The sequence below is a fragment of the Corynebacterium oculi genome (assembly GCF_001412105.1).
Taxonomy (GTDB): Bacteria; Actinomycetota; Actinomycetes; order Mycobacteriales; family Mycobacteriaceae; genus Corynebacterium; species Corynebacterium oculi.
Genome location: NZ_LKST01000003.1, coordinates 1 through 13,116 on the forward strand (window position 1 = coordinate 1; position 13,116 = coordinate 13,116).

The window sequence follows — 13,116 nt, forward strand, 5'->3', positions numbered from 1 at the left end:
TTGGTGGTTGATGGTGGTGGGGAAACGCCCGGTCCCTTTTCGAACCCGGTGAGCTAAGCCCATTTCATGCTGATGGTACTGCATTCGTTGGGGTGTGGGAGAGTAGGTTGCCGCCAACACTAAAAATTAATAAAAGCAAAGTAAGGCGTGGGTGGAAAGAAACAGTTCTTTCCACCCACGCCTTCTTGTTGTTACTCTGAAATGATGATTTCTAATCGCGTGGCCTCGATGAGTCAGACGATCTTCGCGGAATTATCCGCTCGTGCGCGGCAAACAGGAGCTGTTAATCTCGCCCAGGGCTTCCCAGACGAAGACGGCCCTGTGGGCATGCTCAGGATCGCGCAAGAGGAGATAGCCCGAGGGCATAATCAATACGCTCCGTTAACCGGGATCCCGGAATTGCGCCAAGCCATCAGCGAGGAGCGTCGTGCACGTTTGGGACAGCGGTGGAATCCTGATTCCCAGGTTTGCGTGACGTCGGGCGCCACGGAGGGAATCATGGCGGCGGTCTTGGCCACGGTGAATCCGGGGGATGAGGTGATCGTTCTCGATCCCTTTTATGATGCCTACGCGGCGGCTATCTCTTTCGCGGGTGGGCTGCGCCGCAGCGTCCCGTTGAGGCTAACGCAGGAGGGGACGTGGGGGATAGACGTGGCGGCGATCGAGGCCGCCGTGGGCCCGCGCACAAGGGCGATCATCGTGAATAATCCGCATAACCCCACGGGCGCGATTTTCTCGGAGGAGCAGCTCAGAGCCTTAGCCGCGCTAGTCAAGGAGCATAACCTCACGGTGATCTCCGATGAAGTCTATGAACGTCTGCTTGCGCCAGGGGAGGGGTTCCTTCCCACCGCGAGCGTCCCGGGACTGGAGGATCGCACGATCACGGTGTCCTCGGCGGCTAAGACCTTCAACGTCACCGGGTGGAAAACGGGGTGGGTGTTGGGGCCGTCGGACCTGGTGGGGGCGGTGACCAAGGCTAAGCAGTATCTCACCTTTGTGAGCACCACCCCGTTTCAGGCGGCGGTGGCCCATGTGTTACGGGAGGAGAACACATGGGTCACGCAGTGGCAGGGAAAGCTCACCCGCCGCAGGGCATTACTGGCGGATGCGCTGGAAAGAAACGGCTGGCGGGTGCACCCCACGCGCGGATCGTACTTCCTGGTGGCGCATGAGCCCCATGAGGGGGCGCTGCCGGAGGGGGTGGTGGCGCTCCCGGTGGGTGCGCTGAGCGACGTCCCCGAGAACTGGGAGGGCTATTACCGCTTTTGCTTTTGCAAGAGCGAGGAGGCGATGGCGGAGGCCACTCGCCGGATAGAAGAACAAAGCGCCTAGAGCACCAGGAGGTTCAGCCGGGTGGCCTTGACCTTGTCCAGGTTCTTGAGGTTCTTTTCCAGGATGTCCCACTGCTGGTGCGGTATGGCCTTGCGGGCGGCGGTGACGACGTCGGGGTCGGGGGTACCCCAGGCGATGGGCATGGGGGTGACCTCGTCCCAGAAGCCCTCGTTGCGGGTGGTGCGCCGTCCGGCCACGGCCACGGCGGGCACGCGGGTTCCCTGTTTGCGCTCGTGGCCTTTGATGGAGGTCACGGTGCGCAGGGCGAGGCCCCAGCGCGGGGGCTTGTGCGGATCGAGGCTGGTGTTCACCAGGGCCATGAGCACGATGTCGCGGGCATTGACCTCCGCGATGATCGCCGGAGTCAGGGGATAGGCGTCGTAGAGTTGCTGCGCGCCGCCCACCTTGGCGGGGGCGATGATGCCGATGATGACGAAGACGATGGCGAGCACCGCAAAGATTCCGGCCACGATGATCCCGCCCACGCCACCCACAAAGTTGGCAATACCCAGGCCCGCGGCGAGCAGCACGGCACCCAGGAGGAAGGCGCTGAGGCGCAGGCGGCGGGTATCACGCAGCAGCTCGTTGTTTTTCTTGGCCCAGGCCTCATCCACGGTGAAGGAAAATGGCACGGTGTCTCCTCTTTAGGTCACGTCGGCGGCGTCGATGATGTGATAAGCGTAGCCCTGCTCGGCGAGGAAGCGCTGGCGGTGCACGGCGTACTGGGCGTCTAGGCTATCGCGGGTCACCACGGTATAAAAGTGCGCCTCCCCGCCCTCTGCCTTGGGGCGCAGCAGCCTGCCCAGGCGCTGGGCCTCCTCCTGACGGGAACCAAAGGTGCCGGATACCTGAATGGCCACGCTGGCCTCGGGGAGGTCGATGGAAAAGTTCGCCACCTTGGACACCACTAGGCGGCTGATCTCCCCGGTGCGGAACTGCTCGAAGTACCTTTCCCTCCTGGCGGTGCTGGTGGAGCCGTCGATAAGCGGGATCTGATGCCGCGCGGTGATCTGCTGAATCTGCTCGATGTAGGCGCCGATGATGAGGGTGGGCTGTCCCGCGTGCCTGCGCAGCAGGGCCGCCACAACCTCGTCCTTGGCGTCGGAGCAGGCGGCGATCCGGTAATGCTCGCGGGCCGGGGCGGTGGCGTAGAGCATGCGTTCCTCCGGGCTCATCGTGGTGCGCACCTCGGTGCAGCGGGCGGTGGCGATGAAGCCGGAATTTTCCAGATCCTTCCAGGGGGCCTCGTAACGCTGCGGGCCGATGAGGGAAAAGACGTCCCCCTCCCGGCCGTCCTCGCGCACCAGGGTGGCGGTGAGGCCGAGCCGACGCCGCGACTGCAAGTCCGAGGTCATGCGGAACACGGGGGCGGGGAGAAGATGCACCTCGTCGTAAATGATAAGCCCCCAGTCGCGAGAGTCGAAGAGCTCCAGGGCCCGGTACTCTCCCTTGTACTTGCGGGTGACCACCTGATAGGTGGCGATGGTGATGGGGCGGATCTCCTTTTTCTCCCCGGAGTATTCCCCGATCTCCTCCGCCGTGAGGGTGGTACGGCGCAGCAGCTCGTCGCGCCACTGCCGCCCGGCCACCGTGTTGGTGACAAGAATAAGGGTGGTGGCCTGCGCCTTGGCCATCGTGGCGGCCCCCACGATGGTCTTGCCGGAGCCGCAGGGCAGCACCACCACGCCGGAGCCACCTGCCCAGAAGGCCTCCGTGGCGTGGCGCTGATAGTCCCGCAGCCGCCAATCCGTAGTCAGAGCGAGCGGGTGGGACTCCCCGTCCACGTAGCCCGCGCGATCCTCCGCGGGCCAGCCGACCTTGAGCAACTCCTGCTTGAGGCGGCCGCGCTCGGAGGGGTGCACGATGATGCTGCCTTCGTCCAGGCGGGTGCCCAGCATGGGCGCGATCTTCTTATGCCGCAGCAGCTCCTCCAGGATCGCGGGATCCTCCGCCTCCAGCACGAGGCCGTGGGCGGGGTCCTTGTACAGGCGAGTGCGCCCGTAGCGGGACATGGTCTCCGCGACGTCGATGAGCAGCGCCTGGGGCACGGGGAAACGGGCGTAGCGCTCCAGGACGTCGATGGCCTGCTCGGCGTCGTGGCCCGCAGCCCGCGCGTTCCACAGGGCCAGCGGGGTGATCCGGTAGGTGTGCACGTGCTCCGGGGCGCGCTCCAACTCCGCAAAGGGCGCCAGGGCGGCGCGGGCCGCATCGGCCTGCGGGTGCGCGGTTTCCAGGAGCACGGTCTTATCCGATTGCACGATGAGGGGGCCGGGCACGCGATTCCTTATCTAATCAGGGGCATGACCTTTTCATGGTACTAGCCGCACCGAGGTCACGCGGTGCAGGCCAATGCGGTGCGCCGTGCCCGTGGCCGGATCCATCGCGTCCATGTGCCCGGCGGTGATCCGCAGGGGCCGCAGCGTGCGCCGCACCGCGCCGCCGCTTGCGTCCACATAGCCCACCACCACGGTGCGCGCGCCGCGCGCCGCCGCCCCCAGCACGGCCACGTGATCCTCCTCCTCGCTGGCCTCCGGTGCCTCCCCGGAGGCCAGCAGCTTATCGACGACCCCCGCGATGCGCTCCTCGGTGAGCCTCGGCGTGCCCCTGCCGCGCGCCCGCCGCCGCGACCCCGAGGCGGTGATCCTCGAGGGAGTGGGGCGCAGGTCAATGCTGATCCCAGCAGCATCCTCGGCCGCCGGGCGCAGCCCCGCCGCCTGCAACTCCGCGATCACCTGCCCCAGGGGAGCCTCGGAGATCGCCACCGTGGGCGCCAGGGCGCGCAAGGAGGAACTGGCGTGGATCGCGGCGCTGAGCATGGTGGGATCCTCGCAGCGCAGATAACACAGGGCGGCGCCGCCGCGCAGCGCGCCGTGGCGGGAACCCATCTCCTCGATCAGATAGGCGAGGGCCTGCGGCAGCGATCCCAGGGAATGCGCGGAAAGAAAGGAGAGGAGATCGCGGCTGCTGCGCCCGGCATCGAAGGCCCGGCGCACGGAGTCCTCGCTGAAGCGGTACACCGAGGCCAAGCCCGGCGACTCCAGATCCGCCATGAGGCTCAGCCCCGCCTCCACTCGGTATTCCAGCGGGCCGGGAGCCAGGGCCGTCATGTCCGCCTGGAGGATCACCTGATCCACGGTGGCGGGGACGAGGCTGGCCGCGTTCGCGCCGGGGCGGACCAGAGCGGTGGCCGCCCCGTGGGCCACAGCCCCCATCCATTCGGCCTCCTCGCGCAGCTGCGTCAGCGTCTCCGGGGAGAGGCCGCTGGCGATCACCGGCGCGTGAAAGAGCGCGGCGCTGGCGGCCTCCGGTGTACTGAGGTGGGCGGGTGCCGCGAGGTAGGGGGCGAGCACGATTCCGCGCAGGGTGGGCAGGCGGGGGTCCTCCTCATCGAGGATCTTCTCCCCGGCCCAGTACGCCCAGCGCGAGGCCCGCCACCCGGCCACCAGAGCCTCCAGACGTTGGGCGGGTTCGGCCGCAAGCCACGCATCTGCCTGCGGGGTAGGGGCCGCATACTGGTGATCCCCCTCCGGGAGGGGATCGGGCTCTCCGGTATCCACCAGGCCCGCGGCCTGCGCCAAGCAGAGGAGCCGCTTGGTAAGCGGCACCTCGATGCGGAGATCGCGGGCCAGGCGGCGGGTCTCGCGGACCCCGATTCCGCCGCCGCGCAGCAGCACCAGGGGGCGATCACCCAGGGCCTTGATGATCTGGGCGATCAGGCGCACGGCGTCGAGCCCGGCGGCCACGCCGGCTTCGTCGATAGCCCGGGTATCCGCGATCGGCCGCCCCGCGGGCGGGGCAAGCGGAACGTGCGCGGGGCTGGCCCCGCTCAGCACCCTGCGCACCGCCAGCGGCAGGCGCACCGTGTGCTCGTCCACCCGGACGACCAACCCGGAGGCCACCAGATCGTCGTCTCGGGTTAGCCCCATGCCCGCCGAGGCGGCCAGGGTATCGAGCATGGCGCGGCGGGTGGGATCGAGGCCCTCAATGCGGCGAGCGATCTCCGCCTCGGTCAAGGCGGTGTCCCCCAGCAGCCGCCAATCCGGGGGAAGGCTGCCCACAACCTCCTTGAGGAGCATGACCCGCTCGTCCCCGTAGAGCAGGCCGGCCTCCTCTAACCGATCCAGTGCCTTCGACGCCACGGTGGTGCTCGTGGTGCCGGGCAGGTACGCGGCCAGGCGATCGACGATCCGGGCGCGCTCCACCGGCTGAAACTCCGCCCCCGCCTCGGTAGCGGCCTCCGCGGCGGAGAGTTCCACCGCGGTGAGGCGGCGCAGCGCGCGGGCCACCGAGGAACGAATCCGTAGCCGGGTGGCCAGCGAGGCCACTGAGGGGGGAACGGGCAGCGCGGTATCCGGGCGCAGCCTCAACAGGGAGGCGAGCTGCTGCGGGCTGCGCCCCTGGAGCCAGGTCTGATAGGAAAGCGGCATGGGTGTAAGAGGAGGGGGAGAACGAGTTACCTTTTGCGGGGAACTTTGACAGAATAGGCGTATGTCTAAGGTTGAGAAAAAAGGGTACGTCGATCCGGGTTGGCCGCAGCACTTCGAGGGCGAAGGCCATGTGGTAACGGAGCTTATTGGCCGCTACGCCGGGGCGTCGAGCCCCTTCGGCGACGAGCTTTCACTTCCGATCCCGCAGGGGGAGCTGGGGTACGTCCACCCCTACACCCGCATCAACAAGTAAGAAATACCAAAGGTGGGGCCGCTGTTATCGCAACAGCGGCCCCACCTTCATGCGGCTTAGAACAGGGTGATGATCTGCTTGAGGGCGGACTCCAGGGAGTCGGTGCCCTCCGCCACGTACTGATCCAGGCCGGTCTCGGCCAGCATCGGCTCGACGAGGGCGGTGGCCTCCTCATAGAAGGCATCCGCGTCGTTGGAGTACTGGAAGAACAGATCGGTGAGCTCCTCCGGCACCTCCAGGCCGGCCTTTTGCAGGGCGGTGATGGCCAGGAAGTACAGCTGGGTGGCGGGCGCAAGCGGCTCGCCGGAGGAAATCTCGGTGATGGTCACCTGGTCGCTGGACACCTCGGCCGGAATGGCGATGTCCTCGGCCACGGTGGGGGCCTCGGCGGGCACGGCCTCCACGGCGCGCGCAGACGGCGCGGTGCGCTCGGAGGGGGCGGAGTTCAGGCCCAGGCGCTGGGAACAGGCGGGCCATGCGCCCCAGCCCTGGCTGGCCAGCACGCGCTCGGCCACCACGATCTGCTCCTCGCGGGTTGCCTGGTTGGCGGTGGGGGCGAACTCGCCGCCGCCGTGGGCGGTCCAGGTCTGCGGGTTGAACTGAAGGCCACCGTGGTAACCGTTACCCGTGTTGATGGACCAGTCGCCGCCGGCCTCGCACTGCGCTAGGGCGTCCCAATCGGAATCGGGAGCGGCGGAGGCGGCGGGGGCGATCAGGGCAGAGGCGGTGCCCACGGCAATGGACCCAAGGGCCAGCTTGGTAAAGATCGAGGTGGTCATGGCGGTATGGCGTCCCATGGTCTGAGTTTTCCTCTCTGTGGCGCTTTACGCCGTTGAATGGATGAGATCGTGGTACCCGGTGGCACACTCGTTCACAATCAGGCGGCCCGCCCGGGGCGAACCGCACCTGGGGATAGAGGCTAACGATTTATAACGTTTTTGTCACGTTTTTTCGTCCGGAGCGCCAATTTTTCCCGAGAGGCGGGCGGCAGGCACAGGAATGTTCCTGGTCAGCGGGGTGCGGAAAAGATATGTGATCCGCAACACGCCAAGGTTGCGGTGGTGCGGTTGTGACTCGCGGGGTGTATGATGTTTTATTTCGTTAAAAAGTGGTGTCCGAGAGAAATAGGGGTGACTGCTCATGCCGGTAGGAAAAGTGAAGTGGTATGACGCCGAGCGAGGGTTTGGCTTTGTGTCCAACCCCGGCGACGAGGACGTCTACGTGGGCAAGCAGGTGTTACCGGAGGGGGTCACGGAACTATACCCCGGCCAGCGCATCGAGTTTGACTTCGCCTCCGGGCGCAAAGGCCCCCAGGCGCTGCGCATCAAGGTTCTGGATAAGCCCCGCAAGCCACACCACCGCTACAGCCCCGATCAGCTCAACAGCATGATCGCGGACGTGGTCTCCCTGCTGGAGGCCCGCGTGCAGCCGGATCTGCGCGCCGGGCGCTTCCCCGATCGCAAAACCGGCCACCAGGTCGCGGAGATCCTCCGCGCCGTGGCCAAGGAACTCGACGCCTAGGAGCGGGGAACCTCCGCGTTGCCCACGGACCACACCGTAGAAAACGGGGTGGGCTCCCCCTGATCGTCCTGCCCAATGAGCGCGGAGTTCACCTCCACCACCATGAGGCGCGGGCGCGGCGAGCCCTCCTCGGCGGGCTCCACCGAGCCGGGCACGCTCACCGAGCGCTGCTGGTGGCCCTCGTAGACCTTCTCATCGTTATAGGCGGGGTCATCATAAATGGTGAGCAGGCTCCAATGGTGGTCATACACCGGCTCCGGGAGATCCAGCACCAGCGCGTCCTCTTCCCCCACCCCGATCGTGGGCACCTCGCCGCCCTCGCAGGTGGCCCCCACCTCGCACACCATGTAGGGGGAGAGCTCCATGCTCTGCTCGCCCACGGTGGCGGTGAGGCGAATATCCTGTGGCTCGGGATCGGGCCGGTTATTCCACCAGGTTTGGAACAAGTACAGCGCCACGATCACGATCACCACGGTGATGATCAGCGCGAGAATCTGCACCAGGGAGCGGTGCTTGCCTTTCTTCCTTGCGGCCATGAAAATCCAGTCTAATTAGTTCGGCGGGGTATCGGTGGGCGATAATGGGCTTCGTGCCCACCCAACGATACGGAAAGAAAGATCGCACAAAGAACCCGCTGTTCTCGCGCCGCGCCACCGACGTGGCCGCCGAGGCCCTGGTGGACCTGGGGGAGGAGGCCGGCGACCACGTGGGGGTGCAGCCGGTGGATCGCAACGCGGCCATTCACCGATTTGCCGCCGATATTCCCGGCTACGCCGGGTGGGAGTGGCAGGTGGTGGTGGCCTGCGCGCCGGGCAGCCGCAAGGTCACGGTCAACGAGGTATCCCTGGTACCCGCCCCGCACGGGGAGGCGCTGCGGGCACCGCAATGGGTGCCCTGGGCGGAGCGCGTCCAGCCGGGGGACCTCCACCCCGGCGATCTCATGCCCCCGGAGCCCGGTGATAAGCGCCTCAACTCCACCCCGCAGGGCCACGAACTCAGCGAGGCCGGATTAACGGAGGCGGTGCAGCGCTGGCGCACCGGGGACTTTGGCCCTACGAGTGAGTTCGCGGAAAAAGCGGCCCTGCACTGCGGGAACTGCGCCTTTTATCTGGGCATCGGGGAGCAATGGGGCAAGAACTTTGGGGTGTGCGCCAACGAGTACTCTGCCGATGGCCACCTGGTGCATGCCTCCTATGGGTGCGGGGCGCACTCGGAGACCCCACGGGAAAGCTCCCACCCCACGGCGCGCGCCTTCGACGACGAGCGCCCGATCTTCTAAACCACCACCGCACGAGAAAGCACGCTATGGCCACCACTTTGGATCGTTACTTCCACATCACCGAGCGCGGCTCCACCCTGGGCACCGAGGTTCGGGCGGGCGTGGTTACCTTCTTCGCCATGGCCTACATCGTGGTGCTCAACCCACTGATCCTGGGCACCACCGCCGATAGCAACGGCGATACCCTGGGGATCCCCCGGGTGGCCGCCGCCACCGCCCTGGCCGCGGGCGTGATGACCATCGCCTTTGGTCTGATCGCCCGGTATCCCTTCGGCATCGCCGCCGGGTTGGGCATCAACACGCTGGTGGCTGTGACCCTGGTGGCGGGGGAGGGGCTGACCTGGCCGGAGGCGATGGGCCTGGTGGTGCTCGATGGCATCGTCATCGTGATCCTGGCGGTCAGCGGATTCCGCGAGGCCGTGTTCAATGCGATCCCGGCCCCCATGAAGGCCGCCATCGGCGTGGGGATCGGGGCTTTCATCGCCTTGGTGGGACTGGTGGACGCGGGCTTTGTCACCCGCGTGCCGGACGCCGCGGGCACCACCGTGCCGGTGGGCCTGGGCGTGGGCGGCTCGATCTCCACCTGGCCCACGTTCGTCTTTGTCCTGGGCGTGCTGCTGTGCGGGGCGCTGGTGGTGCGCCGCGTGCGCGGCGGGCTTTTCATCGGCATCGTGCTCACCGCCGCGATAGCAATGGTGGCCGAGGCTCTGCTCAAGCCCACCGAGGATTGGTCCCTCGCGGTGCCTACCCTCCCGGAGACCCTGGGCGGGCTGCCGGATCTGTCCATCGTGGGGCAGGTGGATCTCTTCGGGGCCTTCGCCCGGATCGGGGCGCTGTCCGCCTCGCTGCTGATCTTCACGCTGGTGTTGGCGAACTTCTTTGACGCGATGGGTACCATGACCGCGCTGGGCAAGCAGGCGGGGCTCGTCGATAAGCAAGGGAACCTGCCCCACCTCAAGCGCGCCCTGGTGGTAGAAGGCGCGGGAGCGGTGGTCGGCGGCGTGGCCTCCACCTCCTCCAATACCGTTTTCGCGGACTCCGCCGCCGGCGTGGGCGACGGCGCGCGCACCGGGCTGGCCAACGTGGTCACGGGCCTGCTCTTCCTGGCCGCGATGTTCCTGACCCCGCTGTACTCCGTGGTGCCGATCGAGGCCGCCGCCCCCGTGCTCGTGGTGGTGGGCGCGATGATGATGGCGCAGGTGCGCGATATCGAATGGGGGAGCTTCGAGGTGGCCCTCCCGGCCTTCCTCACCATCGTGGTCATGCCCTTTACCTATTCCATTGCCAACGGCATCGGCGTGGGCTTCATCACCTTCACGGCGATGTCCGTGGCCGCCGGGAAAGCCCGCCGGGTGCACTGGATCATGTGGCTGGTTTCCGCGTTGTTTGTGGTGTACTTTGCCGTCGATCCGGTCATGACGCTGATTCAGGGATAAACCATGAGAATACGCATCGACGACCCCGCCGACCCCCGCCTGGACGACATCCGCCACCTCAACACCGAACGCACGGACCTGGTGGTGGCCGAGGGGCCGCTGGTGGTGGGCAGGCTGCTGGACTCCGCCTACCCCGTGCGACAGGTGGTGGGCTTTCCCGCCAAGCTCGACGCCTTAAGCGTGCCTTCGGAGATCCCCGTCTACGAGGTCAGCCGGGAGACGCTGGCCGCCGTGGTGGGTTTTGACATGCACCGCGGCCTGGTGGCCACCGCCGCGCGCGTGCCCGCACTCACCCCGAAGCAGGTGCTCGACGGCGCGCGCACCATCGCCGTGCTGGAGGGCGTGGGCGATCACGAAAACATCGGCGCGATCTTCCGCAACGCCGCCGGCATGGGGGTAGACGGGGTGCTCTTTGGCAACGGCTGCGCCGACCCGCTGTACCGACGCTCCGTGCGCGTTTCCATGGGCCACGTGCTGCGGCTGCCTTTCGCCCATCTCGACGGCACCTTCACCACCTGGCAACGCAGCCTCGACGAGGTGCGCCGGGCGGGATTCCGGTTGGTGTCCATGACCCCGCACCCCCGGGCCGTGCATCTGGCCGAGGCCCTCGACGGCGCCGAGAAAGTGGCGCTGCTGGTGGGCGCGGAAGGCCCGGGCCTGACCGAACACGCCATGCGCGCCACCGACGTCCGCGCCCGGATACCCATGGCCCCCGGCACGGACTCGCTCAACGTGGCTACCTCCGCCGCGATCGCCTTCTATGAGAGACAGCGGCAGTTATTCCGCCGCTAGCCCAGCCGAGCAGCGGCACCGCGACGAGCAGGAGCAACCACAGCGACCACGGTACTTCCGAGAGGCCGCCGCCGCGTGCGGTGGCCTGGACCACCAGGGTGGCGAGGAGCCCCGAGGCCACCCCGATGACGGCGATGAGCAGCGACTGCATGGCGGAGATCCGGGAGAGCAGGCGCGGCGGCGCGCCGACGGCCCACATGGTGACGAGATCGGCGCGGGTCTCGCCCACGGAGAGCGCGGCCAGCAGGATCATCACGGCCAGGCAGGCGAGGGAGAGCAGGGTGAGGGGGAAGATGTAGTGCTCCCGGAGCCGGTAGAGGTGATCGGGGGTGAAAGAAACCTCGATGAGTTCCTGTCTGGTGCGCCGGGCGGAGAACTCCTGGCGCATGGTGAGTTCCCGCTCCGGGAAGAAGATGGCGCGGTCGAGGTAGGTGCGCTGCCCCTCGCGCGGGGCGCTCATCCTTTCACCGAACTGGCTCTCCACCACCTCGCCGCGCTCCAGGGCGCGCTGGGCCTCGGCCATGTCCCCGGCGTCCATGTCCGTGGTGGTGTAGCGCAGATAATCGGGCAGGCGGGCGGGGTCGATGACCAGGGTCTTGTCATCGAGATCCTTGTACACGTACACCGGCGGCACCCCGCCGATGGCCTGGGAGAGTTCCCGGATCTCCTTTTCCACGGGCGCGCTATCGGCCAGGTACACGTTCGCCCTGGCGTTGACCACGGGCATGGGGTTGCTTCCATCCCCCTGCACGTATTGATACGTGCTGCCCAGGGACATCACCCCGATGACAAAGCTCAGCCCCAGGATCGCGGCGATGGCCGGGGCGGTGCGATGCACCTGCCGGAACAGATCGCGCAGGGCCAGGCGCAGCGGCACCGGGCCGCGAGCGGCCCAGCGGGAGAGCAACCACAGCAGGGCCGGGGTGCTGGTGACCGCGCCGATGCCAAAGATCCCATAGCCCACCACGGACCAATCGGACCCGGAGAGGGTGAGCAACAGCCCGAACACCAGGATCGCGGGGCCGATGCTCATCGGCCAGCGCCAGCGCAGGCGGGCCTCGTCCCCGGAGCGCAGGCGCGAGGCCCGCACGGCCGGGATCACGGCGGCGGCCAAGGCGCAGAAGAGGGAGGAAGCGATGGAAAGGGCGATGATGTCGAGGGGAACAACAAAGCCCGTGACGATGTAATCGCTCGTGGCGGCCACGAGGAAGAAGCCGGCTATGCCCAGCGCCAGGCCCAGGACGATGCCCACCGCCGAGATCGCCAGCGCCTCAAAGTAGAGCGTCCAGCGAAGCTGCGCGGGGGCGGCGCCGTTGATACTGAGCAGCCGCATGGAGTGGTACTGGCGGCGGGCCGCCACGGCGAAGATCGGGGAGATCATGGCCGCCAGCACGATGAGGGCGAGCAGCCCGAGGGTGACCAGGCTGGCGGTTTCAAAGGCGGTGGATCCCCGCAGAATATCCCGCACGAGGGTGGAGGGTTCCGGCCCGCTGTGCGTGACGGGGTGCGCCTGCACGTCGGCGGTGATGGCATCGAGGTGGGGATTGGTGCCGTACCAGCTCACGGGTGCGGGGAAATCGGCGGAGACGATCTCCTCCGCGGGAACGGAGAGCCGCAGCGTGGCTCGGGTGCTCCCCAACTCCACGGCCAAGGGGCGCGCGACCTCCTCCCAGGGGGCCTGCACCTCCACGGTATCGCCCTCTCCCACACCCAGCGCCCGCGCCGCTTCCTCTGGAATGGTGAGGGTATCTGCTCCGTTGGAGGCATACGTAACGTCCAGATACGCCATGGCCTCTCCGGAATGCACGGTGGCGAGGGCATGAGCCTTTGCCACCAGCTCCTCGTCGGGAAATACCGCGCGGATCCTCTCCATGTCGGTGCCGGTGCCCTCCTCCGCGAGCGTGATGCCGGACTGCCCGTCGCCGTAGGAGTAGGTGGCGCTGGTGTTCATAAACCCCAGCAGCGTAACCAGGGCGATGGGCAAGGCAAAGAAGAGCACGGCCACCAGGGAGCGCCAGCGGTGCTTGGCGATGTCCCTGCGGGCGAGGCGGGCGGGAACGATCAAGCTAGGCATAG

Annotated in this window: 12 protein-coding genes and 1 rRNA gene; 7 read left to right on the forward strand and 6 right to left on the reverse strand. The window is 67.3% G+C overall.

Annotated features, from left to right (window positions below):
- Both rrf and Cocul_RS07450 read left to right on the forward strand, forming a co-directional pair.
- Positions 1-118 (forward strand): 5S ribosomal RNA (gene rrf, locus Cocul_RS07445).
- Positions 119-204: 86 nt separating this feature from the next.
- Positions 205-1,332, forward strand: a complete 1,128-nt coding sequence (locus Cocul_RS07450; RefSeq protein WP_245622156.1) for an aminotransferase class I/II-fold pyridoxal phosphate-dependent enzyme — start codon at positions 205-207, stop codon at positions 1,330-1,332.
- On the opposite strand, the gene Cocul_RS07455 is transcribed toward Cocul_RS07450, so the two are convergent.
- The 3 genes from Cocul_RS07455 to Cocul_RS07465 are packed head-to-tail and all read right to left on the reverse strand — an operon-like array spanning position 1,329 to position 5,759.
- Positions 1,329-1,964 (reverse strand): DUF3239 domain-containing protein, encoded by a 636-nt coding sequence (locus Cocul_RS07455; RefSeq protein WP_055122678.1) that lies wholly within the window; start codon positions 1,962-1,964, stop codon positions 1,329-1,331. The genes Cocul_RS07450 and Cocul_RS07455 overlap by 4 nt on opposite strands.
- Positions 1,965-1,976: 12 nt before the next feature.
- Entirely contained in the window at positions 1,977-3,608 is a 1,632-nt protein-coding gene (locus Cocul_RS07460) for a DNA repair helicase XPB (protein WP_055122679.1), read from the reverse strand.
- Between the two features lie 33 nt (positions 3,609-3,641).
- On the reverse strand, positions 3,642-5,759 hold the full coding sequence (locus Cocul_RS07465; protein WP_055122680.1) for a helicase-associated domain-containing protein: 2,118 nt from the start codon (positions 5,757-5,759) through the stop codon (positions 3,642-3,644).
- 61 nt (positions 5,760-5,820) lie between these two features.
- On the opposite strand from Cocul_RS07465, the gene Cocul_RS07470 reads away from it, so the two are divergent.
- Positions 5,821-6,012 carry a hypothetical protein gene (locus tag Cocul_RS07470; protein WP_055122681.1) on the forward strand — a complete coding sequence of 64 codons (192 nt, stop codon included), beginning with the start codon at positions 5,821-5,823 and terminating at the stop codon, positions 6,010-6,012.
- Positions 6,013-6,068: 56 nt separating this feature from the next.
- Here the strand turns inward: Cocul_RS07470 and Cocul_RS07475 are convergent, their stop codons facing one another.
- The gene (locus Cocul_RS07475; protein ID WP_055122682.1) at positions 6,069-6,809 is read right to left on the reverse strand and encodes a resuscitation-promoting factor Rpf1 domain-containing protein; all 741 of its coding nucleotides are present in this window, start codon (positions 6,807-6,809) and stop codon (positions 6,069-6,071) included.
- Between the two features lie 343 nt (positions 6,810-7,152).
- Between Cocul_RS07475 and Cocul_RS07480 the strand changes: the two genes are divergently transcribed.
- Positions 7,153-7,533, forward strand: a complete 381-nt coding sequence (locus Cocul_RS07480; RefSeq protein WP_055122683.1) for a cold-shock protein — start codon at positions 7,153-7,155, stop codon at positions 7,531-7,533.
- On the opposite strand, the gene Cocul_RS07485 is transcribed toward Cocul_RS07480, so the two are convergent.
- Positions 7,530-8,069 carry a DUF2771 domain-containing protein gene (locus tag Cocul_RS07485; protein ID WP_055122684.1) on the reverse strand — a complete coding sequence of 180 codons (540 nt, stop codon included), beginning with the start codon at positions 8,067-8,069 and terminating at the stop codon, positions 7,530-7,532. The two genes, Cocul_RS07480 and Cocul_RS07485, sit on opposite strands and share 4 nt — an antisense overlap.
- A 44-nt stretch (positions 8,070-8,113) precedes the next feature.
- Here Cocul_RS07485 and Cocul_RS07490 point away from each other — a divergent pair, with 44 nt between their 5' ends.
- Genes Cocul_RS07490 through Cocul_RS07500 form a run of 3 tightly spaced genes read left to right on the forward strand, consistent with a single transcriptional unit; the run spans position 8,114 to position 11,040 of the window.
- Entirely contained in the window at positions 8,114-8,812 is a 699-nt protein-coding gene (locus tag Cocul_RS07490) for a DUF3027 domain-containing protein (protein WP_055122685.1), read from the forward strand.
- 26 nt (positions 8,813-8,838) lie between these two features.
- Entirely contained in the window at positions 8,839-10,248 is a 1,410-nt protein-coding gene (locus Cocul_RS07495) for an NCS2 family permease (RefSeq protein WP_055122686.1), read from the forward strand.
- A gap of 3 nt (positions 10,249-10,251) precedes the next feature.
- A complete protein-coding gene (locus Cocul_RS07500) occupies positions 10,252-11,040 on the forward strand; it encodes a TrmH family RNA methyltransferase (RefSeq protein ID WP_055122687.1) in 789 nt (262 codons plus the stop codon).
- On the opposite strand, the gene Cocul_RS07505 is transcribed toward Cocul_RS07500, so the two are convergent.
- A complete protein-coding gene (locus Cocul_RS07505; protein ID WP_055122688.1) occupies positions 10,985-13,114 on the reverse strand; it encodes an FtsX-like permease family protein in 2,130 nt (709 codons plus the stop codon). The genes Cocul_RS07500 and Cocul_RS07505 overlap by 56 nt on opposite strands.
- Positions 13,115-13,116 lie beyond the last annotated feature (2 nt).